Here is a 24,628-nt window from a genome sequence, read left to right on the forward strand (position 1 = left end):
GACAATTAACACTTTTTGCCTGAATTCTGTTAATTTGTTATAATAGCCGCTTAGAAAGGTGGCGTTATCATGTCTCTAGATGGTTTATTTACACATGCTTTAGTTCAAGAATTGAATCGTCAATTTCAAGATAGCCGAATTCATAAAATTCAACAACCTTATGATGAAGAAGTGATTTTAACAATTCGCGCCAATCGTAAAAATTATAAGTTATTGTTATCCGTTCATTCTCAATTTGCTCGGGTACAAATTACTAACGAAAATTATGTTAATCCCGACACCCCACCTAATTTCTGTATGGTCTTAAGAAAATTTGTCGAAGGAAATCGCATCTTATCTATTCAACAATATGAAAATGACCGTATTATTTGTTTTAATTTAGAACGAAAAAATGAAATTGGAGACTTTGAAGAACAACAAATCATTATTGAATTGATGGGAAGACATAGTAATATCTTTTTATTATCAGCTGATAATAGCATTATTGATTGTATTAAACACGTTCCTATTTATCAAAACTCTTTTAGAACGTTATTACCTGGTGCTCAGTATCAACTTCCACCTCAAGGTAATCAAGTCAATCCATGGAAAGCATCCTTTTTACCTAATGCTCTGCCCAGTTTAGATGACTTATCTGCAAAAGATCTACAAAAATATTATATGGGCATTGGCCGTGACAGTGCTAAGGAAATTTTATCTATGATGAAAGGTGAGAATGACCGGTTACGTGGTTTAGAAGCTTTTTTAACTCGATTTGATCATCTTCAACCAACTCTTACCATTAACGATGAGGGTAAAACATTCTTTACGCCATTTCCATTCCAAACACTTTCTGGAGATAAATCAACCTTTCCTTCATTAAGTGATTTATTACAAGCTTACTTTGAAACAAAAGCAAAACAAGATCATATTAAGCAAGTAGGAAGTCAGCTAGTAACCGTTGTTTCAAGAGAAATCAAAAAAAATAAACATAAGTTAAATCGGCTTCAAGACGACTTGAATAAATCTCAACAAGCAGATGCTTATCAATTACGTGGTGAATTATTAACAACTTATCTTTATCAAATGACTAAAGGGCAATCAGAGATTACCGTTAATAACTACTACGATGACGATAAACCTTTAACCATTGCATTGGACCCGACTTTAACACCGTCTCAAAATGCCCAACATTACTTCCATAAATATAATAAACTAACGGATTCTATTACTCATATTCATGAGCAAATGGCTAAAACCAAAGCCGAATTAAGTTATTTGGAGTCTGTTGACACTCAAATTCAGTTAGCTGAACCCCAAGAGTTAAATGAAATTAAAGATGAACTGATTCATGAAGGTTATTTAAAAAAACAAAAGCAAAAACGTAGTCATAAAAATAAACGGTTAAAACCTCGTCATTTTACAACACAATCTGGTACATCAATCTTGGTTGGACGAAACAATCGTCAAAATGATGAATTAACCATGCGTAAAGCGAATAAAAATCATTATTGGTTCCATACAAAAGACATTCCGGGTAGTCATGTGATTTTAATGACTGATAATCCTAGTGACGAAGACATTGTTGAAGCCGCTCAACTTGCCGCTAAATATTCAAAATATGCCCAATCCACTAATGTACCCGTTGATTACACTCAAGTAAAAGATGTGAAAAAACCTAATGGTGCGAAACCTGGTTTTGTTAATTATTTTAATCAACAAACAGTATTTGTAACCCCTAATCGTTAGTAGCGAACATGCGTTTGTACTTTGCAAACATAAGTGCTATAATAAAAAAAACGAGAAGGAGCGATTCATATGAAAGCTCGTCAACAAGAGATTTTACAATTCATCTACGAAAGTGTGACAGAACAAGGTTATCCCCCAACAGTTCGTGAAATATGCCAAGAAGTTCATTTATCTTCTCCATCGACTGTACATGGACATATTAGTCGATTAGAGGCAAATGGTTATTTATTTAAAGATCCAACGAAACCTCGGGCGATGGAAATTACTCAAAAAGGATTAGCTGCATTAAATGTTAAACCTGAAGGCATTCCAATTGTCGGAACTGTTACGGCTGGTGAACCAATTACTGCTGTACAAAATATTGAAGATACCTTCCCTATTCCCCCGTCCTTAGCTAATACTGACGCTGAATTATTTATGTTAAAAATTCGTGGGGAATCAATGATTAATGCAGGTATTTTTGATGGTGACTATGTCATTGTTCGTCAGCAAACAAGTGCTAATAATGGTGAAATCGTCATTGCAATGACTGATGAAGAAGAAGCAACATGTAAAACCTTTTATCGAGAAGACAATCATTATCGTCTACAACCTGAAAATGATACCATGGAACCTATTATTTTAAATCATGTCCATATTTTGGGTAAAGTTGTCAGCTTATTTAGAGAAAATATTCTATAAACTAAAAAACGCTACATTTATTTGTAGCGTTTTTTTATCGTTTATTTAAAAAGTTCTTCGCACAACTACTAATGAGTTTTTATGTCACTGCTTACACAGCAATTAATATTTTAAAATCGTAAAAACATCATAGTCACTTATTTTATCACGCGCTGCAAATTCTTCTAATTCAATTAGAAAAGCTGCTCCTACCACTTCTGCACCGAATGATTCCACTAAATCAATGGTTGCTTTAATGGTTCCACCAGTTGCTAGTAGGTCATCTACAATTAATACCCGTTGACCAGGTTTAATAGCATCTTCATGAATTTGTAGGGTTGATTTTCCATACTCTAAACCGTAGTCAATTGTTTTAGTCGGACGTGGTAGTTTTCCTTTTTTACGTGCTGGGACAAAGCCTATCTCCAGTTCATACGCAACTGGACATCCGACAATAAATCCACGAGCTTCTGGACCGACAATAACATCAACTTCTTTGTCACGCGCAAAATCAGCAATGTCTTTAAGTGCGGAACGAAATGCTGGTCCATCTGCCATTAATGGAGTGATATCACGAAATGTTACCCCCTCTTCTGGAAAGTTGGGAACATCGGCAATATAGTCTTCATAGTTCATGATTTTTCCTCCTGAAAAAAATACTCTTTTATTTCTTCACTATCATTATACAATAAAAAACGCTCAGCTGTTATTTGGGAATGAAATTTTTTCATTGTATCACTAGCTAATAAATCTTTCTTTTCACTGATAGGTTGAATCAAGCAATGGTTATTTTCCCATTTTACAATACCTAGCTCAACAAATGTTTGCATCATTTTTTGGAAACGATAAGGTGGAAGATTTAAAAATTTAGCTAGTTTCGCTTCTTGACCTTTCAACGGAATATCGGGATGCGAATTTAAATATTTGAATAACTTCGCAAAATCCTCTCTTGTTGGCATACCAGAAAGATAAGCTGAATGAGCAGTATAGGCAAATAGATAAATATTTGCTACCGCTGAATTTTTAATAACTTGCTTAATTTTATCAATAGCTAAAATACAATCAAAAATTACAAGATTTTCTTTTGTTGCTGCTACAGATTCCAATTCAGCATCACTCGTTAAGCGCCATTCACTGGAACTAGGAATTTCTCGCGTATAAGCCTCTAGATACTGGGGATTATCGCAGACATATAAAGCATTCTCTATTGAAAATATTCGTTGACGACTGGTCGACTGACGCAAATCATATAATGCTGGTGCCACTTGTAAAATATCTTGAATGATGACTTGTGGCGTATCGACGCCATTCCAATGATTAATTGATAATTCAACGACCAAATCAATTGGTGCATCAGTTGACAGTTGATCCATCCATTCCCCTTTTTTAAACCCAATGGCTGCTACTGAATCCTCTTGGTTGTTCGTTAACATCAATTTCAAGGTTTGTTTATCTTTTCCTAATCGACGAGCTGACTGGATATCGATATTTTTTAATAGAAAACGGGGTTTGGCCCAATCTGTTCCAAAAGGTTGTAAGGTTTTTAATGCTTTAATCTGAGTTAATGATACTTGATCAAGATTAATTTCAGTTGTTACCTCTAAAGGCTCCTTAGCATTAATTATTGACTCATAAGAAGACATTGCGTTTAGTAGGTGATCAGCCCACTGTGAATATTGATCCTCTGTTATTGTCATACCAGCAGCCATTTCATGACCACCAAAAGCTTTCGCATACTGTTTGACATCTGTCAGCAAGGCAAACATATCAATACCAGTTATTGAACGAGCAGATCCTTTGTAGACTGACTCTGCTTCTAATTTCGCTAATAAAATGGTTGGCCGATGATATTTTTCTACCACCCGAGAAGCTACAATGCCTAAGACACCTTGATGCCAGTTCGAATCACTTAAAACGATGATTGGAGGTATATCTTGAAGTGACTGTAATTTTTGGTCAACATCATTACTTATACGTTCAACTTCAGCTTTACGTAAATTATTGGTTTCCTCAATTAATTCAAGATAGTTCATAATCTCATCGCTATCAAAACTAGTTAACAATTTAACACCAGGTGTAGGATCTCCCATTCGGCCCAGTGCATTTAATCGAGGAGCGATAACAAAACCAATTGTTTCCTCATTAATTGATGTCGTATCTACATGTTCTTTTTCAAAAAACATTTGTAAGCCAAGACGTTCGGTATGCTGTAACTGTTGCAATCCAGCGGTGACTAATTGCCGGTTCTCACCTGTTAGACTCACCAAATCAGCAACCGTTCCAATAGCTGCTAAGTCAAGAAATTCAATCGGCACTTCTCCTAGTAACGCTTGAACAACTTTAAAGGCAACGCCTGCTCCAGCTAACTCGCCAAAAGGATAATTGCCTTCAGGGTGTCTAGGATGCACAATACTATATGCTTTTGGTAGCGTTTCTTGAATTTCATGATGGTCAGTGACAAGGACATCTACCCCTTCATCCATTGCATATTCAATCGCTTCAAATCCAGCGACACCATTATCAACTGTGACAATTAACTGGATTCCCTGATTAATAAAATATTTATAAATATCAAGATTAGGGCCGTAACCATCTTCAAAACGATTAGGAACATAATACGTCACTTGAGCACCTATCATCTCTAATGCTTCATACATAATGCTTGTACTAGTAATCCCATCAGCATCATAATCTCCATATACTAATATGTGCTCATTATTTTCAACCGCTGTTTGTAAACGATTAATCATTTTTTTCATATCATGCATTAAAAATGGGTCATTTAATTCTGATTGTTCAGAAAACAATGCATTTAATTTGTCTAGCGTACTATATCCTCTGAGATATAGGATTTTAATAACCAACTGATTTTGTTCTAATTCATCAGCAAAATGTGAGATGTTTGCTAAATCCTCATCCGTTAGATTGGTTACTTGCCAATCATAAGTTGATTTAAACATTTGAAATCCTTTCTACCGATAATTTCCTAAAGCATAAAAGGAATGAATAACCTTTGCCCCAGTTTCAGGGAATAACTGTATTAAACGATAAATTCCCTCATAATAGGCAGGAACCGTGATTTCCGTTCGCCCTTTTGCTAATGCTTTATGCATTTTTTTCGCTACCTTTTCAGGTGTCGTCGCAAACTGTTTGACGTGCTCAAAATAAGCTTGACCATTCGCTTCATGGTTAAAGAAAGCCGTATCCGTTGGGCCAGGCAAAATCGAGGTTACTGTAATTGGTGTATCCCATAAATCTTGGGCTAATGCTTTACAGAATCCATGTAATCCTGCTTTACTAGCTGCATAAAATCCTGATTTTGGTGTGAAAATTTTTCCTGCTACTGATGTAATGACACCAATCTCCCCATGATCTAAATTTTGATTTAACATTAGTAACGCCATCTCTTTAACGGTTAACATCGTTGCTATGAGATTAACTTGTAGCATTTTTTGCATATGTGCATTATCATGCTCTAATACATTCGCAAAGCGACCAAAGCCTGCACAGGAAACGAATCGCTCAATAGGCCCTACTTCTTGATGAAACTGTATAAATTTTTCGATATCGTCCAAATTACTATAATCGCAAATGATTGTTTTAACATCAGATGCTCCAGCAGTTAAACAAGCTAATTTTGTTTCTTGTAATCTATCTTCATCGCGTCCAGACAACACTAAACGTCTTCCTTCTTCAGCTGCTAATAACGCATATGATTTACCGATACCGCTACTTGCTCCTGTTATACTTGTCCAATTCATGTTATCACCTACTCAATTTCAAACTCATCAAAGTCGTAAACAATATCTGTTGATTTAAAAATTAGACGAGCATCTTTCTGCAATTGCTTCGCTTTATTTCCTACGTAGCGAGCTGAAATATGATTTAAGTATAGCTGTTTTACATGAGCTTTATGGGCCAATTGAGCCGCTTGAGCAGCAGTTGAATGGTAATAATTACGCGCCATTTTCTCTTCTCCAGCTTCAAAAGTGGCTTCATGGACTAACACATCAACATCTTGAGCTAAATTGACAGCCTGTGTGCAGTATCTCGTATCTCCTAAAATCGTTACTCGTCTACCAGGTTTGTCTTCTCCGATAAAATCATTACCGTCCAAAACAGTGCCGTCTTCAAGAGTTATCGTTTCTCGATTCTTTAATCGACCTAATAATGGCCCATTAGGAACGCCAGCTTCATGTGCTTTATCGACTAAAAGTTCTCCCGGATGATCACTTTCTTCAATACGAAAACCGTACGTGGGAACGGCATGCACTAATGTATCATACGTTACTCGATATTGTTTATTCTCAAAAGCAACCCCTTTTTTATCAAGTTCAATAATTTCTAGGGGGTAGCCTAAGGTTGTTCCCGTAATTTTTAAACTTGTTTCAATATAGTTTTTTATACCTTTTGGTCCGTAAATAGTGAGTTTTTCATCTCCACCTTGAAAACTTCGACTACTTAAAAAACCAGGTAAGCCATAAACATGATCGCCATGCAAATGTGTAATAAAAATTTTACTGACTTTTCGCGGTTTTAAAGTTGTTCGCAAAATTTGTTGTTGAGTTGCTTCTCCACAATCAAACATCCACATTTCATTGCTTTCATCAAGAAGCTTCAACATTAAGCTTGAGACGTTTCGTGGTTTACTAGGTACACCCGCACCTGTTCCTAAAAAGTGTAACTTCATGACCTACCATCCTTCTTACTCTATAAAGCGAAAGGGGCTGGGATATCCACTCCCGGCCTCTTTCGCTCAATTACTTATTCAACACCTTTTTATTATCTATATTTTAAATTCAAATTCATAGTCTAAAATACGGACAATATCTCCATCTTCAGCTCCATTTGCTAATAAGGCTTCATCAACCCCTAGTCGACGTAATTGCCGAGCAAATCTTAAGGCTGATTCATCGTATTCTAAATTAGCCATTTTAAACATTTTTTCAATTTTTTGTCCGCTTAGAACATACATACCATCTGGATCCTTAGACACAGTAAATGCAGGCTCTTCATCCGTTTCAGGCAAGTCATAAACCACTTCTTTATCAGCCTCTTCTTCAGCTAATAATGCACGACGAGCTTCTTCTTCACGGATTAATTCCCCAGTTTTAGTCATTAAATCGTCTAATCCTACTTTAGTGTAAGCGGAAATCGGATAAATTAGAGGTAATTCTAATGATGGATAATTTTCAGCAAAATAAGTAGCTAATTTTGTTTTGAATTCTTCGATATAAAGTTCTGCCTCTGGAATATCCATCTTATTGGCAACTATGATGGTTGGCCGTTCCATCAGCGTTTCGTCATATTTCATTAATTCTTCATTAATTTTGACGTAGTCGTCAAATGGATCACGATTTTCAAAACCACCCATGTCAACAACATGTAAGATAACTTTAGTTCGTTCAACATGACGTAAAAATTGGAATCCTAGACCGACACCATCAGCAGCCCCCTCGATTAGCCCAGGTAAATCAGCTAAAACGAAAGACTCATTATTTCTCGTATCAACAACACCTAAATTAGGCGTAATTGTTGTAAAGTGATAATCACCGATTTTAGGACGAGCGGCTGTTACCGTTGACAATAGTGTTGATTTCCCAACTGAAGGAAATCCCACTAAACCGGCATCCGCAATTAGTTTTAATTCCAACTGTAACGTCCGCTCTTCGCCAGGTTCCCCATTTTCAGCAATTTCAGGTGCCGGATTGCGGTGAGTTGCAAATTTAATATTTCCTCGGCCGCCTCTACCACCTTTAGCCACGACGACCTCGTCACCTTCTTCAGTTAAATCGCCAATCAATTGTCCGGTATCAAAATCTCTAACGACTGTTCCAGGTGGAATGGCAACAATCATGTCGTCAGCGCCTTTACCATATTTTCCTTTTGGCATCCCATTTTCGCCTGGTTTTGCTTTAAAATGGCGATTATATCGGAAGTCCATTAAAGTTCTTAAACCTTCATCTACGCGAAAAACAACACTACCGCCTTGACCACCATCACCACCAGCTGGACCGCCATCTGGACGATATTTTTCACGTAAGAAGGCAACCATGCCATCGCCACCTTTTCCGGCTTTTACCCAGATTTTGGCGTAATCAAAAAATGTTTGCATCGTTCCCCTCCTTATCTCATCTATTTAATTTGCAATTTATTTGTATCAGCAATTGTTAAAACAGACTGTGCAATTTGATTCAACATCGCTAAGCGATTATTTCTCATCATTTCATCATCTGTAAATACCATATTTTCGTCAAAGAATTTAGCAATTGGCGTTGCTAATTGTACTAATTCTTCTAAATCATGTGCGGGTTGTCCATTTAAGTTTAATTCGGTAATTGCCCGATATAATGTTTGTTCACTAGTTGATGATAACATATTTTCATCCACTTGAATATTCGCAACCCCTAGCTCATCCGCTTTTTTACCTAAATTCAAGACACGATTCCATGCTTCAACACTTTCTTTAAAATGAGCTTGTTGACTCATTTCATTTAAAGCCTCAGCTGAATTAATCGTATGGTTGACATCGTGATTATTGGCATTTAAAACGGCGTCAATAACATCGTATGGGAAGTGATTATTTTGTAAAACTTGTTTCAAACGGTCGTTTAGGAATTGTTGTAAGTCAGCAATCAATGATGGATTATTCCCTTGGTTGTAGACGGTATCTAAAATCATTGTTAAATCATCTTGCCAATCAAATGGAAGTTGATAATCCTTAATAATAGCCACAATACCAATCATTTGACGGCGTAAAGCAAACGGATCATTAGATCCAGATGGTACGCGACCAATATTAAAGAAAGAAATAATGGTATCAAGTTTGTCAGCAACGGCAAATAAGATTCCCAATGATGATGTTGGTAATTCGGAATCTTGACCAACTGGAAGATAGTGCTCTCTAATGGCTTGAGCAACATCTTGATTTTCGCCAGCTGCAACTGCATATTTTTCTCCCATAATTCCTTGTAATTCACTAAATTCGTCAACGATACCAGTCACTAAGTCAAATTTATAAATTTCAGCTGTACGCTTAATTTTATCATCCGCTTTTGATAATCCATTCATTGGTGATATTTCTTGCCATTTTTGATATAAAATCGTTGCAATCTCACCCACACGCTGCATTTTTTCAGCCATGGTTCCAATTTCAGCATGGAATTTCACATTTTCTAATCGTTTGGCATATTCATCGATTGAATGTTTTTTATCTTCATTAACGAAGAATAGTCCATCCTCTAAACGTGCAGTTAACACTTTTTGGTTTCCTCTACGGACATTGTCTAATTGTCGGTCATTCCCATTACGAACAGCTACAAATTTTGCGACTAATTGATTATTAGTATCTTTTACATAGAAGTAGCGTTGGTGGTTTTTCATTGACGTGATTAACACTTCATCTGGCAATTCTAGGTATTTTTCATCAAAATCACCGATAAACGCTGTTGGATATTCAACAATTTGGGTCACTTCTTCTAATAATTCATTATCAATAGCAATTTGATAATTATTAGAAGATGCAAGTGTTTCGATTTGATCTTTAATGACATTTTTACGTTCCGTTTGGTCTACTAACACATATTCATCCCGTAACGCATCAACGTATTCGCTAGCTGTAGCTAATTCTATCGCTTGTTTTCCTAAATAGCGATGACCTCTCGTCATACGACCAGCAGTAATCCCTAAAAAAGTAAATTCAAGTACATCATTATTAAATAACGATACAAACCAATGAATTGGGCGAATAAATTTAAAATCACTATCTCCCCAATGCATGGATACAGGGAAATGCATTTTAGAAATCACTTGATGTAAATTAACTAATACTTTTTCGGCTGATTTTCCTGGTGTTTCTACTTTTAAATGAACATAAGGTTCCCCTTTAACTTCTTCAAAGTAAATATCATCAACAGACATTCCTTTACCACGAGCAAAACCTTGAGCTGCTTTAGTCCACTCACCGTTTTCATCAACGGCTATACGCTTAGCGGGACCTTTGGCAACTTCTGTTAAATCCTCTTGTTGGTCTGCGACACCATTAATTTCAATAGCAAAACGACGAGGAGTCGCATAAACCGTTACTGTTTCATAAGCTAAACGATTTTCTTGTAGATAGTCTTCAACTAAGTTTTCTAATTGTTGACTGGCTTGCTGAACATATTTGGCTGGTACTTCTTCAAGTCCAATCTCTAATAAATACATGTTTTTTGTCATTATGCTTCCTCCTCTAATAATTGATTGGCTTGTTCTCTTGATAATAATGGGTATTTGAGCTCTTTTCGTTTAGCAACAAACATTTTGGCTACTTTACGCGCCATGTTACGAATACGAGCCAAGTATGCTGCTCGGTCAGTTACTGAGATAACCCCACGTGCATCAAGTAAGTTAAAACTGTGTGAACATTTTAAAATATAATCATAAGCTGGATGAACTAAACCGGCATCAATTTGAGCAAGCGCTTCTGCTTCATATTGGTCAAAAGCTTCAAATAGCATGTCAGTATTAGAGTTTTCAAACGCATAAACAGAATGTTCATATTCTGGTTGATTAAAAATTTCACCATATTTAACGCCTTCAACCCATTCTAAATCATAAACAGAGTCTACTTCTTGTAGGTAAGAAGCTAACCGTTCAATACCATATGTCAATTCAGAAGTGACTGGATGACAATCTAAACCACCAACTTGTTGGAAATAGGTAAATTGAGTGATTTCCATTCCATCTAACCAAACTTCCCAACCTAGTCCAGCACATCCTAGGGAAGGATTTTCCCAGTTATCTTCGACAAAGCGAATGTCATGCGCTAATGGATCAATTCCTAATTCTTTTAGACTTTCAATATATAATTCTTGAATATTATCAGGATTTGGTTTCATAACTACTTGAAATTGATGATGTTGGTATAAACGATTCGGATTTTGTCCATAACGTCCGTCTGCTGGACGTCTTGACGGTTCAACATAACAAGCATTCCATGGTTCTGGGCCAATAGCGCGAAGGAAGGTATACGGACTCATCGTTCCCGCACCTTTTTCAGTATCATAAGCATTAAGTACTAAACACCCTTGCTTAGCCCAAAAATTTTGCAACGTCATAATCATATCTTGTAATGTTTTATGTGCATTCGCCATTATATTCACTCCTTAAAAAAATAAAAAAGTCCCTATGTGTACTTTAAATACACATAGGGACGATTTAATTCGCGGTTCCACCCTACTTCTAGATGATTCTAGCACTTCATTCATTGCTCAAGCATGCCTTCAATAGGTACATTATAGCTGCTTTCACCATTCAGCCTCGCTTAAATAATACTTCCTATTTACTACTTACTGTCAACACAAATATCAATGATTACTATACTGATTTTCTTCTTTATCGTCAAGCGGATTTTCTAAATTTTCTAATTGGCTAATAAACGACCGACTACGTAACCGAATTCCTACATACTCTTCATATAACGAATCAATAGCTTCACGAATCATACATTTCGTTTCTTTAGACATATGAATGGTTTTTACTTTATCCAGAACAATGGATTGAAAGAGTTGTATAAAATAAGCGGCACGAGGATGCCAGTGCATCCGATGTTCATCACGATAATAATGCTGGTCACAAATTAATCCAGAAAAACTAACCGAGAAATCCATCGGTCGATTCACTTGACCACAAATAGCACAATGTTGAAGTTGTAAGCTAATTCCAAATTTAGGTAAAATTTGAATTTCAAAGATATTGCTAATAATCACAGGGTCATACCCTGCTTCCAATCTACCTAGAGCGGTTTGAAGCAATGTAAATAAATGATCATCAACTTCTCTATCTTCCATACTTGCATCAACCAATGCACATAAATGAGTCGCATAGGCATTTGCTTCAATATCAGCCATCGCCCGTTTAGGAAATTGAGCATTTCCGTAATCGTTCAAAAATGACAACCCATCTTGATTTATTTTTCCTATAAATTGAGCTTGTAAGAATGGAAAACTAATTTGACGTAGTTTATTATTCGGCTTATTTCCTTGGCGAACAAAAAACATTAGTTTTCCATATTCACGTGTAAAAATCTTTATTAAGCGATCATTCTCTTTATATTTACGTATAGATAGGATGATGCCATCAAATTGTTGATAATAAGTGTTATCAGACATACAACCCCTCAAATCTAATAATCGTCTTCTCGGTAACCAAAATTTTGCAACATACGTTGTTTATCTCGCCAATCACGTTCAATTTTTACCCATAATTCTAAATAAACTTTAGAACCTAATAACTTCTCAATTTCTTTCCGGGCATCCGTTCCGATAGCTTTTAACATTTTTCCGCCTTTACCAATAATAATGCCTTTCTGACTCTTACGCTCAACAATAATATTAGCGTAAACGTGAATTTTATCGTGTTCATCGACTTGCATTTTATCAATCGTTACAGCAATCGAATGGGGAACCTCCTCCCGTGTTCGATGAAGAATTTGTTCCCGAATTAACTCAGATACGACAAAATATTCAGGATGATCACTAATTTGGTCACTTGGATAATATTGTGGTCCTTCTGGCATAGCAGCAGATAATCGTGACAATAAATTAGACACATTATTGCCTTGTAAAGCTGAAATAGGATAAATCTCCTCAAATAATTCTTGATTTGGAATGGTTTGAAGATAATCCATCAAAGCATCAGGCGTTACTTTATCTATTTTGTTAACGCCTAAATATTTTGGTGTGTCATATTGACTAATTTTATCCATCACAAATCGGTCCCCAGGGCCAATGGGTTCTTCGACATTAACTAACATCACGATTGCCTCTACTTCTGCTAATGCTTGAAAAGCACTTTTAACCATAAATTCTCCTAATTCATGATGTGGTTTATGAATTCCTGGAGTATCTATAAAGACAATTTGCACTTCTTCTGTTGTATATACCGCTTGAATTTTGTTACGAGTCGTTTGTGCTTTATCACTCATAATGGCCACTTTTTGCCCGACCATCTGATTCAATAAAGTAGATTTCCCAACATTTGGTCTTCCTACAATCGCTACAAAACCTGATTTAAATTTTTCTTCTTGCACGTTATGCCTCTCTCTATAACCATTCTAATATTTTAGGAATAAATATAATTGCACCAATAATCACAGCGAAAATCGTTGCAATTAATACCGCTCCAGCAGCCACATCTTTTACATATTTTGCGATAATATGATATTGGTGATTCGTGATTAAATCAATTGTCCATTCTGCAATGGTATTTGCCATCTCCATTAATATGACCAGGGCAAAGGTTAAAATCAACACTAGCCATTCCATTCGACTAATTGAAAAAAACCACCCAGCCAGTGAAATAATGATTAAGGTAAAAAAATGAAAACGTAAATTTCGTTCTTGTTTAAAAGCAAATCGAATACCTTCAAACGCAAATTGAAATGACTCAAGATAAGACCGATTCTTATCAGTTTTTTGTTTATTCTCTGGTAAGACCATAAGCATCTAAAATCGCTTTCTGTAAGCCAAACATCTCAGCTTCATCTTCATCTGTCATATGGTCGTAGCCGTTTAGGTGAAGGAACCCGTGCAGAGCTAAAAAGCCAAGTTCTCGATTGACACTATGTCCATACTCTTTGGCTTGACGCTTAGCGGTATCCAATGAAATAAAGATATCTCCTAACTCTAGAGGCATATCTTCAAACCCATGAATCGGCAATTCTTCTGGTACTTCATCTTGAATAGCAAAACTTAAAACATCAGTGGATTGATTCTTATCACGGTAATCACGATTTAGTTGTTGAATTTTTTGATCATCAATAATCGATACAGAAACTGTTACAATTCGATCTAGTTCTAAATAATCTGTAGCAAACGCCAATAAGCGTTCGATTAGTTGTTGATTGTCATCATCTAGATGAGATGTTTCATCAATAAAAGTTAAATCAAGCATTAGCTACCTCTCTTCTTCATCGTAAGCATTGATAATGGCGGAAACGACAGGATGTCGAACGACATCATCAGCATCAAATTTAATCATCGCAATATCAGAGATATCTCGCAATTTGTTCATGGCATCCATCAATCCAGATTTAGCTCCACGAGGTAAATCAATCTGTGTCACGTCCCCATTAACAATCATTTTAGACCCAAATCCTAAACGAGTGAGAAACATTTTCATTTGAGCATTTGTTGTATTTTGAGCTTCATCAAGAATAACAAATGCGTCTTCTAACGTCCGACCTCGCATATAAGCTAAAGGAGCAATTTCAATAACACCACGTTCAATTAAGCGCTCAGTATGTTCTTTACCATAAATCGTATATAAGGCATCATAAATTGGACGTAAATAAGGATCCACTTTTTCCTTTAAGTCCCCTGGTAGAAAGCCTAAACTCTCGCCAGCTTCTACAGCTGGTCTCGTTAAAATAATACGACTTACTTGTCCTCGTTTTAACGCTTGAATTGCCATGACCACTGCTAAAAAAGTTTTCCCAGTTCCTGCAGGTCCAACCCCAAATGTTACAGAATGACTGCGAACAGCATTTAAATATTGCTTTTGACCAAAATTTTTTGCCCGAATAGGTTTTCCTTCATAAGTTCGACCAATTTCTTCTTCATATAAGTTTAGAAAATAGTCTAAGGTACCATTTTTAGCCATTTTTATAGCCGTTACAATATCTCGTTGCTCAATGTTAATTCCTGTAGTTAATAAGGCTTCTAATTCTTGATAAAGATGAATGACCTGGGAAGTACTTTCTTCAGTTCCTGAAACGGACAATCCGACACTACGCGTGTGAATGGTCACATTAAAGGCTTTCTCCAATAAAGCAATATTTTTATCTTGCGTTCCATATAGAGCCATTGCATGTTCAGGATTTGAAAATTGATAATCTTTAGTTACAGTCGATTCGGTCAAATGTAAATGCCTCCTTTATATTCTATGGTAAGTATAGCAAACCTTAAGATAAAAAACGAGAGGTTGGCTGTCAAAGACAACATAAGTTCAAAAATATAAAAAAGGCGCAGACACCATGGCATCCGCACCTTTCGTATAATATTTAGTAGGTAATAACTTCACCACTTCAAAGTTGTTCATTATTACCTAAAATGCACACTAAACTAGAATTTACGTTTACGTGCTGCTTCAGATTTTTTCTTACGTCTTACTGAAGGCTTTTCGTAGAATTCACGTTTACGTGCTTCTTGGATAGTACCTGATTTAGAAACTGAACGTTTGAAGCGACGAAGAGCATCATCTAACGATTCGTTTTTACGAACTACTGTTTTAGACATGAATTTCCCTCCCCTCGTTACTACAAATCATTCTTCCATTGCTGAAAAAATGTTCTCTACCATTATATAGATAATAAACTTTATCGTCAATAATTATTTTATGCCTTTTTTGCACAACGGTCACACAACCCTTGTAACTCAAATTTATGATCTTTAATCTCAAAACCTGGCAATTGAGCTTCAAAATAATCTAATGGACACATATCTAATGAAACGGTACGACCACAATTTGTACAAATAAAGTGGTGGTGATGCCCTATTTGCGGATCACAATGTTTACGAAATACCATTTCGCCATTAACTTCACTAGATTCTAATAAATGATAGTCTTCGAAAAGTTTTAAGTTTCGATAAATGGTATCAAAACTCATTCCTGGGTAACATTGATTTAACCGCTGTTGAACAACTTTTGCTGTTAAAAAATGTTCTTGATCCTCATCAAAGACAGACAACATATCTGCCCGACGTCGCGTATATTTATAACCATGATCGTTTAATGTTTTCATTGATTCTTCAACAAAATTCATATTGTATCCCCCACAATCACCTCCATTTTAACAAATTTTTACCTGAAATAGAAAAAACTTGTCTCTAACATGCTAAAATAAACAAAAGGAGGAGAAAATATGTCAGAATCACACCATAAAACCACATCAGATATCGATTACATACTCATTTCCGACGCTGTAGGTTCTCTAGTACAAGATGTTTATCACAGTGCAAATGTTCAATTTCCTAATGCTCCATTGCATTCCGAACTATATCCATTTATTCAAGATAAAGATAGTTTAATCGAAGCCTTACACGATGCCGAAGATTATCATAGTGGGGTTATTGCGACCTTAATTAATCAAGAAATGCATCAATATGCTAAAGATTTTTGTGCAGATAAGGGGTTATTCTATCAAAATATTTTGGCGGATATTCTATTCGATATGGAAAAACGTTTAGATAAAGCACCTAGTCAGAAGCCAGGAATTAGGCATCAATTAGATGACCATTATTATCAACGAATTGAAGCGCTTGAATTCGCTGTTTTAAATGATGATGGGCAACATCCTAATCGCTTTGAAGAAGCAGATATCGTTTTATTAGGTGTTTCACGTACAAGTAAAACACCATTAAGTATGTATTTAGCAAACTTAGGATATAAGGTGGCAAACTTGCCGTTACTTCCCGAGTCAACCTTACCTGACGTTATTTATGACATCAATCCAGATAAAATTATTGGCTTAACAAATGACGTTAATGTTCTGAATAAGTTTCGGCGTGAACGGTTACGGAGCTATGGAATTGAAGACCCTAATATCTACTCTGATGATTCTAGAATTCATGAGGAACTTGACTATGCGAATGACATTTACGCCAAATTGAATTGTCCAATTATTAACGTTGCTGATCGTAGTATTGAAGAAACCGCTACACTGGTTCTTATGTTTTTACAAAAAAATAATCAACTATAAAAAAATAGGGAGTCTTCAAACTCCCTATTTTCTATTGATTGATAATATCTTCAATTAAATTTGGGTTATAGTTTTCTTTTCTAAACATGTCAATTTCAAATTGATAAGGTGGTTTTTTGTTTTTCTTGTCTTCTCCAATTTGAACCCAAGGCGTTTCTAAAATTTTCGGCAATTCAGTCAGTTGAGGATGATGAACCACTTTATTTAATGCCTCAAATCCAATCGTACCTTCGCCAATATTAGCGTGTCGGTCTTTATGAGACCCTTGTTCATTTTTAGAATCATTCACATGAATAACCTTTAACCGATCTAATCCGATAATACGATCAAAATCAGCTAATACCCCATCAAAATCCTCACGAATATTGTACCCTGCATCATTTGTATGACAGGTATCCAATGTCACTGATAAGCGATCGTTATGGGTAACTCCTGAAATAATATCTGCTAATTCTTCAAAAGAGCGTCCTATTTCGGTTCCTTTTCCTGCCATTGTTTCTAGAGCAATTTGAGGAATTTCATCTCCAATCAATGCTTCATTTAATCCTTTAATCAGTTGTTTGGTGGCAACTTCAACACCAGCTCCAACATGCGCACCTGGATGCATAGTAATTTGTTTGGCTCCTAAAGCAGTTGCTCTTTCGATTTCATCACGTAAAAATCCAACAGCAAAATCCATATAGCCAGGTTTTGTCGTATTTGCTAAGTTAATAATATAAGGAGCATGAACGACAACTTCTTTAATTCCCTGTTCTTTCATCAAAGCCTGACCAGCTTCAATATTCATGTCTTCTACCTTTTTACGTCTGGTATTCTGGGGAGCGCCAGTATAAATCATTAAAGCTGTGCTTCCATAACTTGCTGCTTCGGCAACTGATCCTTTAAACATCTGTTTTCCTTTCATTGACACGTGAGATCCAATTAGCATTCAATATCCTCCTCAAAATGGTTCTTCAGTCATTATTAAACGAAATTGTTTTAACGCAATAACATTTGTATCCATAAATAAATCAATAAAACTTTCCCTTTTGGGCGTAAAAATAACGACGATTCCTAATAGTGGAATGGTTGATAAAATAAACTTGCCTAATCCTTCCCGAATAAAACATGTCTTCATTGATAATCGCGTTTCATTATCATTTATTACCTGCAAATCACATAATATTTTCCCTAATGTTTGACCATTAAACACATAGGAGCTGATAGTAAAATAAATGATCAAAATAAATGTACGGACAAGATAATCCATAACTGATGATGTTACCACTAAAGGCTCAGACAGGAAAAAATCGATAATACCAACACATAAAAAAATCAATAATTGAACAATCATCCAATCAAAACTATAAGCTAACAAACGAATCCAAAACCCACCATAGATTTGTCGACTAAATCCAGATGTAATGGAGCGTTGAATATTTTGACGGTTTTCATCAAAGAGTCGAAATGCTGATTTTTTATATTTTCTATTAGCAAACTGCCACTCGTGACGTTGACGACTTTCTTCTTTTTCCAAATTACCATGAAACACTCTAGCTGTTAGTTGTGGTGGCGCTTCAACTGCTGAAGATGTCTCTTTTGATTTCTTTTTAAATCGCATTTTCTCCACCTCCATATAAATAATAGAGTTGTGGTGCTTTAGCATCCTTAATCATATGATCAATAGCTTTTAAGTCATTAGCTGTACTATCTGTTCTACCTGTTAGAGAGATGAATTGTTGAACATTACTAAATAGTTGGGAGAAGAAATCTTGCTCTTTATTAGGTGTCACATCGACAACTCTAGCGGATGAGAGATCATTATCGCCCATCATAGCGTCAATCGTATCATCTTGATTCCCGATACTATCTACTAACCCATTATCTTTTGCTTGTTGTCCAGAATAAACACGTCCATCAGCTAATTCTTTCACTTCATTTTTGGACATTCCTCTACCATCAGCAACTACAGAAACAAAGTCCTCATAAGATTCATCAATCATTGATTCAAATATTTTTTGCTCTTCTTTATTCGCATCTTTAAATGGTGACCCCATATCTTTATGATCACCTGATTTATAAGTTGTCATCTTGATACCATGTTCATCAAGAAATTCATGATAATTAGGCATTTGCATAATGACACCTATAGACCCTGTCACTGTTTCTTTATTAGCATAGATTTTATCTGCTTCAGCTGAAATCATGTAACCACCACTAGCTGCTGTGGTCCCCATCGATACATAAATTAGAATATCTCGTGCTGCTTTTAAATCATTTAATTTATTTTTCAATTCAGCACTATGATAAGTCGTTCCTCCTGGAGAATCGACGGCTAAAACTAATCCTTTAATATTTTCATCTTCTTTAATTTGTTCGATTACTTGTAACGTTTTTTCATGATTATAGCCTTCACTCATAGCAGATAAGCTGTTGTTATTACCGCCTTGAATTGTTCCTTTAATTGATAAAACAACAATTTCACTATCACTACTACCTGAACGTAATTCTTTAGTAGATAAAGAATTAATTTCATTATTAGCAAACCAATCCACCATAACGTCTTGTTGTTTTTGTTGTGTAAGCTCTTTACCGAGAACACCTAAAATCAGTAAAATTACAGCAAAAATAATGACTAGCCATTTCTTTTTCATAGTAGCCTCCATCTGAAAGTAAAGCCGGAACATACGTCCCGGCTAATCTCAATGTATTTTCCTTATTAATTAATCGACATCAATTTTAGTAACTTGTAGAGATAACTCATTTAATTGATCAAATGACACTTCACTTGGTGCTTGAGTCAATGGATCAAATGCACGACCATTTTTAGGGAAGGCAATCACTTCACGAATATTTTCTTCACCAGCTAGTAACATAACTAAACGGTCTAAACCTAATGCTAATCCTCCGTGTGGTGGGAAACCGTAATCTAGAGCATCTAATAAGAAACCAAATTGTTCTTGCGCACTTTCTTCAGTAAATCCTAATGCTTTAAGCATTTGCATTTGAATATCTTTTTGATAAATACGTAATGAACCGCCACCAACTTCATATCCGTTAAGAACAATATCATAGGCTTGCGCATAAACATCTTCAGGTTGATCAACAAGTTTATCAATATCTTCCTCATTTGGCATTGTGAATGGATGGTGCATCGCATTATAACGTTTTGCTTCTGGATCATATTCTAATAATGGCCAGTTAACTACCCATAAGAAATTAAATTGATTTTTATCCATTAAGTCTAATTCACGACCAAATTTCAAACGAATTTCTGCTAATGATTGGTTAACGACAGCTGGTTTATCAGCGACAAATGCTAGAATATCTCCAGATTCAGCATTTAAGCGATCCATTAATGGCTCAGGATTATCTTTAAAGAATTTACCAATTGGACCAGATAGACCATCATCCGTCACTTTAATCCAAGCAACCCCTTTAGCACCATAAGAGCTTGCGAAGTCAGTTAAACCATCAAGGTCTTTACGTGAATAATTGTCTCCTGCACCTTTAACATTAATGGCTTTAACAATTCCACCATTGTCAACAGCTTGATTAAAGACTTTGAATGAATATTGATCAACAATATCTGAAATATCAACAAGTTCTAACCCAAAGCGAGTATCAGGTTTATCCGTACCATACCGTGACATCGCTTCGTCATAAGACATCACTGGGAAGTCCTCTGTCATGTCAAGATTTTTAACGCGTTTCATAATAGCTTTCAACATATTTTCAACTAAGTCACGAATTTCTTCTTGAGATAAGAAGGTTGTTTCTAAATCGACTTGCGTAAATTCAGGTTGACGGTCACCACGTAAGTCTTCGTCACGGAAGCAACGAACGATTTGATAGTAACGATCCATTCCTGCTGACATTAACAATTGTTTAAATAGTTGTGGTGATTGTGGTAGTGCATAAAATTCACCAGCATGAACACGTGAAGGTACCAAATAGTCACGAGCGCCTTCTGGTGTTGATTTAGTTAAGTATGGTGTTTCGACTTCGATAAACGCTTGGTCATCTAAATAACGATGAATGGTGCTAACTACCTCATGACGAAGTTTCATATTATTAGCCATTTTTGGACGACGTAAATCAATATAACGATATTTCATTCGTGTCTCATCATTAACATCAATATCATCTTCAACTGGGAATGGTGGTGTTTGACTAGTATTTAAAATCGTCAATTCTTTAACCATTAATTCATATTTCCCAGTTTTGATCTTAGGATTAATTAAATCTTCATCACGAAGAACCAATTCACCAGTGACTTCAATGACATATTCTGAACGTAAACGCTCAGCTTCAGGGAATTGATCACCTAAATTATCAACATTGAAAACCACTTGTACGATACCTTCTCTATCGCGTAAGTCAACAAAGATAACGCCACCTAAATCCCGACGTTTTTGTACCCAACCTTTAAGGGTTAACTCTTGTCCTACATGTTCGTCACTAACTTGTCCACAATATACTGTTCGTTTCATTCATATCTCCCTTTTAATTTGTCATTTGTTGATAAATTGAACCAAAATCCGTTAAAAATTGTTGTAATGGAAAGGCATTTTGTTCTCCTGTTGCCATATTTTTAACTTGAATTTCGTCATGATCAATTTCATCTTGTCCAATCGTAATTACTAAGTCAGCTGCTAATTTATCAGCTTCTTTAAATTGTTTTCGTGGCTTCCGATTAAAGAAGTCACGGTCACAGCTATATCCTGCATGACGTACTTTCTGCATAACTTGAGTAGCTGCTGCGGTGGTTTCTTCACCAAAATTAACGACATAGACATCTAATGGATGTTGTGCTGGTACAGAAATACCTTGGGATTCCATTAATAAAATCAAACGTTCCATCCCAATCGCAAATCCAAAACCAGGTACTTGTTGTTTACCATCGGATAATTCAGCAACAAGGCCATTATAGTTACCACCACCACAAATGGTCGTTTCTGTACCATATGTTTCTTCATTAGTCATAATTTCAAAAATGGTTTCTTGATAATAATCTAACCCACGAACCATATTAGAATCAATTTCAAACGGAATGTCTAATGCCGTTAATAACTGTTGAACATCTTCAAAACGTTTTTGTGATTCCTCTGATAAGCTATCTAAAATACTTGGCGCATCAGCAACAATCTCAATATCTCGAGCATCTTTACTGTCTAAAACGCGTAGTGGATTTTGATATAAACGGGATTTTGAATCCTCGCTTAACTCATCAAAATAGGGTTCCAAATATGCAACCAACTTATCACGATATTCTTTACGAGTTTCTGGCGTACCTAATGAATTAATTACTAATTTAAAATCAGAAACTTTTAAAGCATTTAAAATATCAATAGCTAATGCAATTGTTTCAACGTCTGTTTCTGCTGATTCACCACCAAAAACTTCTACTCCCAATTGATTAAATTGGCGTTGTCTACCGCTTTGTGGTCGTTCATAACGGAACATTGATCCCATATAATAAACTTTATATGGTTTGACATGTTCAGGACCAAATAATTTATTTTCTACGTAAGCACGAACAATCGGTGCTGTTCCTTCAGGTTTTAGAGCAATGTGACGATCCCCTTTATCATGGAAGTCATACATTTCTTTAGTGACAACATCTGTCGTTTCTCCTACTCCTCGTGAAAATAAATCATAGCTTTCGAATAAAGGTGTACGAATTTCAAAAAAGCGATAACGATGTAAAATATCTCGGGCTGTTTGTTCAATATATTGCCATGTTTCGACTTGTCCAGGCAAAATATCAACTGTTCCTTTCGGCTTTTGAATCATATAAACCCCTCCTTTTATATTAAAAAAGCCCCTATTCTATAAATCATATAGAATAAGGACGAATTAGTCGTGGTACCACCTTAATTTCAGCATCATGCTGCTTTGCACTTAACGCGTGTTACGGAATAAATTTCTTTATTCACCTCAAGAGTGTCTCAATAACTAAACTTAAAGTCTTTTCACCAACCAGACCTTCTCTTTATTAAGTTATCGTTATCTCTTTCTCTATCGTGGGTTTTATCTTCATATAGCGTATATTAAAGTGATTTTATTGTCAAGATAGGAATCATGTTATTGCACTTTTAAAGGGATAAATGTAAACTAATTACGATAAGGAGCGATACTTATGCTGAAAAAATGGCGAGAAGAAATTATTCAACATAAAGCGCAATACTTTATTTATTTACTTGTGCTGATTATCAGCTTAAGTATCTTTGGTATTGGGCTTTATCGAGTAAATAAAGCCGCGGAAAAAACTTTGCAACCAACAGTTGTTAATATGCGGAAAGGGCCCGGAATCACCTATGACATTGATAAACAGATTGAACAAGGCACCCATTATCACGTAATGGCCGAAAATGGGGATTGGTTACAAATCTTGCTGACTGATGATGATTCTAGCGGATGGGTACCTAAGTGGTTAATTGATTCCAAAGAGTTTGCTGATTCCTCATCTTTTATTGCAACTGTCTTAGATGACACAGCTACTTTATATACTGATAACACAGAGAACTCCGATGTTGCAGGACAAGTCGAAAAAAATGATAAGCTACAAATCGTTCACCAAATTGATGGTTGGGTTCAAGTTCAAACTTCTGAAGGAACAGGATGGATTGCTCAAGAAGCAATTGAAATTACGCCTGGTGAACTTACCCATTCAACTGGTCCAACTGATGAAACATTAAAATTACAAGAGAATTTAAAAAATAGTGGCCAATATACAGTGATTCCTACCACAGAAGGTGCTAATATCCGTGAAACCGCTGAAACAGGAAGTGCTGTGATTGATAAAACAAGCGCTAATGATATCCTCACCTACATTGGTCAAGAAGGGGCTTATTATAAAGTAGCATTGGAAGATGGGCGTGAAGGTTATCTAGCTAACTGGTTAGCTGAATCAAATAGTCAAGCTATGAAAGAGATTGCTGAAAATGTAAATGATAAAGATGCGCTTAATGGTAAAGTGATAGTCATTGACCCTGGACATGGGGGCGAAGATCCTGGTGCACTAAGTGATGTCACTCAAGAAAAAGAAGTCACATTACAAACTGCCAAAGCTTTAAAACAAGCATTAGAAGATGCTGGTGCTGAAGTTCACCTGACTCGAGAAGCTGATGATACCGTCTCTTTAGCCGATCGTCCTGATATGGCGAATGATTTACAGGCTGATGCGTTTATTAGTTTACATTACGACTCACAAGAAACTGTCACTTCATCCGGAACAACCGCTTATTATTATAATGACGAATCATTAAAATTAGCTCAATATATTCAACCACAAATGTTAGAACAGTTACCACTACCTAGTAACGGCATTCGCTTTGGAGATTTCCAAGTGTTAAGGGAAAACGATACTCCTGCTGTCTTACTTGAACTTGGTTATATGAGTAATCCATCTGACGTCGCAACGTTTACTCAAGAAGAATATCATAATAATGTTGCTGAAACTGTTGTTGATGGATTACTGGTCTACTTTAATTACGAATAAAATTCATTTAAAAAGAG

General features: G+C 35.9%; 23 protein-coding genes and 1 other annotated feature. Of the genes, 4 read left to right on the top strand and 19 right to left on the bottom strand.

Annotated elements, in window-relative coordinates; genetic code table 11:
- Positions 1–69: 69 nt before the first annotated feature.
- On the top strand, positions 70–1,728 hold the full coding sequence (locus B8955_RS02685; protein WP_084098272.1) for an Rqc2 family fibronectin-binding protein: 1,659 nt from the start codon (positions 70–72) through the stop codon (positions 1,726–1,728).
- A 69-nt stretch (positions 1,729–1,797) separates the two neighbouring features.
- Positions 1,798–2,409, top strand: a complete 612-nt coding sequence (gene lexA, locus B8955_RS02690; protein ID WP_084098274.1) for a transcriptional repressor LexA — start codon at positions 1,798–1,800, stop codon at positions 2,407–2,409.
- Between the two features lie 102 nt (positions 2,410–2,511).
- On the opposite strand, the gene B8955_RS02695 is transcribed toward lexA, so the two are convergent.
- From B8955_RS02695 to B8955_RS02760, 14 genes are all read right to left on the bottom strand, one after another.
- Positions 2,512–3,024 (bottom strand): adenine phosphoribosyltransferase, encoded by a 513-nt coding sequence (locus B8955_RS02695; RefSeq protein ID WP_084098276.1) that lies wholly within the window; start codon positions 3,022–3,024, stop codon positions 2,512–2,514.
- Positions 3,021–5,348, bottom strand: coding sequence for a single-stranded-DNA-specific exonuclease RecJ (gene recJ / locus B8955_RS02700; RefSeq protein WP_084098278.1), 2,328 nt, complete (start codon positions 5,346–5,348; stop codon positions 3,021–3,023). The genes B8955_RS02695 and recJ overlap by 4 nt, the downstream gene beginning before the upstream one ends.
- 12 nt (positions 5,349–5,360) lie before the next feature.
- Positions 5,361–6,149 carry an SDR family NAD(P)-dependent oxidoreductase gene (locus B8955_RS02705; RefSeq protein WP_084098280.1) on the bottom strand — a complete coding sequence of 263 codons (789 nt, stop codon included), beginning with the start codon at positions 6,147–6,149 and terminating at the stop codon, positions 5,361–5,363.
- 8 nt (positions 6,150–6,157) lie between these two features.
- Complete coding sequence (gene rnz / locus B8955_RS02710; RefSeq protein ID WP_084098282.1) at positions 6,158–7,078, bottom strand: ribonuclease Z; 921 nt, start codon at positions 7,076–7,078, stop codon at positions 6,158–6,160.
- 96 nt (positions 7,079–7,174) lie between these two features.
- Positions 7,175–8,503, bottom strand: coding sequence for a GTPase ObgE (obgE, locus tag B8955_RS02715; protein ID WP_084098284.1), 1,329 nt, complete (start codon positions 8,501–8,503; stop codon positions 7,175–7,177).
- A 20-nt stretch (positions 8,504–8,523) separates the two neighbouring features.
- Positions 8,524–10,605: a glycine--tRNA ligase subunit beta gene (gene glyS / locus B8955_RS02720; RefSeq protein ID WP_084098286.1), complete on the bottom strand. Its 2,082-nt coding sequence runs from the start codon at positions 10,603–10,605 to the stop codon at positions 8,524–8,526.
- Entirely contained in the window at positions 10,605–11,522 is a 918-nt protein-coding gene (gene glyQ / locus B8955_RS02725) for a glycine--tRNA ligase subunit alpha (protein WP_084098288.1), read from the bottom strand. The genes glyS and glyQ overlap by 1 nt, the downstream gene beginning before the upstream one ends.
- 213 nt (positions 11,523–11,735) lie before the next feature.
- Positions 11,736–12,539 carry a DNA repair protein RecO gene (recO, locus tag B8955_RS02730; protein WP_084098290.1) on the bottom strand — a complete coding sequence of 268 codons (804 nt, stop codon included), beginning with the start codon at positions 12,537–12,539 and terminating at the stop codon, positions 11,736–11,738.
- A 14-nt stretch (positions 12,540–12,553) separates the two neighbouring features.
- Positions 12,554–13,459, bottom strand: a complete 906-nt coding sequence (gene era, locus B8955_RS02735; RefSeq protein WP_084098292.1) for a GTPase Era — start codon at positions 13,457–13,459, stop codon at positions 12,554–12,556.
- Positions 13,460–13,472: 13 nt separating this feature from the next.
- The gene (locus tag B8955_RS02740; RefSeq protein WP_084098294.1) at positions 13,473–13,874 is read right to left on the bottom strand and encodes a diacylglycerol kinase family protein; all 402 of its coding nucleotides are present in this window, start codon (positions 13,872–13,874) and stop codon (positions 13,473–13,475) included.
- Positions 13,849–14,322, bottom strand: coding sequence for an rRNA maturation RNase YbeY (gene ybeY / locus B8955_RS02745; RefSeq protein WP_084098296.1), 474 nt, complete (start codon positions 14,320–14,322; stop codon positions 13,849–13,851). The genes B8955_RS02740 and ybeY overlap by 26 nt, the downstream gene beginning before the upstream one ends.
- Before the next feature lie 3 nt (positions 14,323–14,325).
- Positions 14,326–15,288: a PhoH family protein gene (locus B8955_RS02750; RefSeq protein ID WP_084098298.1), complete on the bottom strand. Its 963-nt coding sequence runs from the start codon at positions 15,286–15,288 to the stop codon at positions 14,326–14,328.
- Positions 15,289–15,491: 203 nt separating this feature from the next.
- A complete protein-coding gene (rpsU, locus tag B8955_RS02755; protein ID WP_084098300.1) occupies positions 15,492–15,665 on the bottom strand; it encodes a 30S ribosomal protein S21 in 174 nt (57 codons plus the stop codon).
- Positions 15,666–15,763: 98 nt separating this feature from the next.
- The gene (locus B8955_RS02760) at positions 15,764–16,192 is read right to left on the bottom strand and encodes a Fur family transcriptional regulator (RefSeq protein WP_084098303.1); all 429 of its coding nucleotides are present in this window, start codon (positions 16,190–16,192) and stop codon (positions 15,764–15,766) included.
- Positions 16,193–16,291: 99 nt separating this feature from the next.
- On the opposite strand from B8955_RS02760, the gene B8955_RS02765 reads away from it, so the two are divergent.
- Positions 16,292–17,128: a pyruvate, water dikinase regulatory protein gene (locus tag B8955_RS02765; RefSeq protein ID WP_084098305.1), complete on the top strand. Its 837-nt coding sequence runs from the start codon at positions 16,292–16,294 to the stop codon at positions 17,126–17,128.
- A gap of 31 nt (positions 17,129–17,159) precedes the next feature.
- Here B8955_RS02765 and B8955_RS02770 read toward each other — a convergent pair whose 3' ends face one another.
- The 5 genes from B8955_RS02770 to hisS form a co-directional block, all read right to left on the bottom strand.
- Entirely contained in the window at positions 17,160–18,056 is an 897-nt protein-coding gene (locus B8955_RS02770; RefSeq protein ID WP_084098307.1) for a deoxyribonuclease IV, read from the bottom strand.
- Positions 18,057–18,068: 12 nt separating this feature from the next.
- Positions 18,069–18,728 (bottom strand): RDD family protein, encoded by a 660-nt coding sequence (locus B8955_RS02775; protein WP_159444420.1) that lies wholly within the window; start codon positions 18,726–18,728, stop codon positions 18,069–18,071.
- A complete protein-coding gene (gene sppA, locus B8955_RS02780; protein WP_159444421.1) occupies positions 18,718–19,761 on the bottom strand; it encodes a signal peptide peptidase SppA in 1,044 nt (347 codons plus the stop codon). Before sppA ends, B8955_RS02775 begins: the two co-directional genes overlap by 11 nt.
- Before the next feature lie 69 nt (positions 19,762–19,830).
- Complete coding sequence (gene aspS, locus B8955_RS02785; RefSeq protein WP_084098312.1) at positions 19,831–21,600, bottom strand: aspartate--tRNA ligase; 1,770 nt, start codon at positions 21,598–21,600, stop codon at positions 19,831–19,833.
- A gap of 13 nt (positions 21,601–21,613) precedes the next feature.
- Positions 21,614–22,903: a histidine--tRNA ligase gene (gene hisS / locus B8955_RS02790; RefSeq protein ID WP_084098314.1), complete on the bottom strand. Its 1,290-nt coding sequence runs from the start codon at positions 22,901–22,903 to the stop codon at positions 21,614–21,616.
- A gap of 51 nt (positions 22,904–22,954) precedes the next feature.
- Positions 22,955–23,144: a binding site (T-box leader), on the bottom strand.
- 105 nt (positions 23,145–23,249) lie between these two features.
- On the opposite strand from hisS, the gene B8955_RS02795 reads away from it, so the two are divergent.
- Positions 23,250–24,611: an N-acetylmuramoyl-L-alanine amidase family protein gene (locus B8955_RS02795; protein ID WP_084098316.1), complete on the top strand. Its 1,362-nt coding sequence runs from the start codon at positions 23,250–23,252 to the stop codon at positions 24,609–24,611.
- The last annotated feature ends 17 nt before the right edge of the window (positions 24,612–24,628 follow it).

This window comes from Aerococcus suis, from assembly GCF_900176325.1.
GTDB classification, from domain to species: Bacteria; Bacillota; Bacilli; order Lactobacillales; family Aerococcaceae; genus Aerococcus; species Aerococcus suis.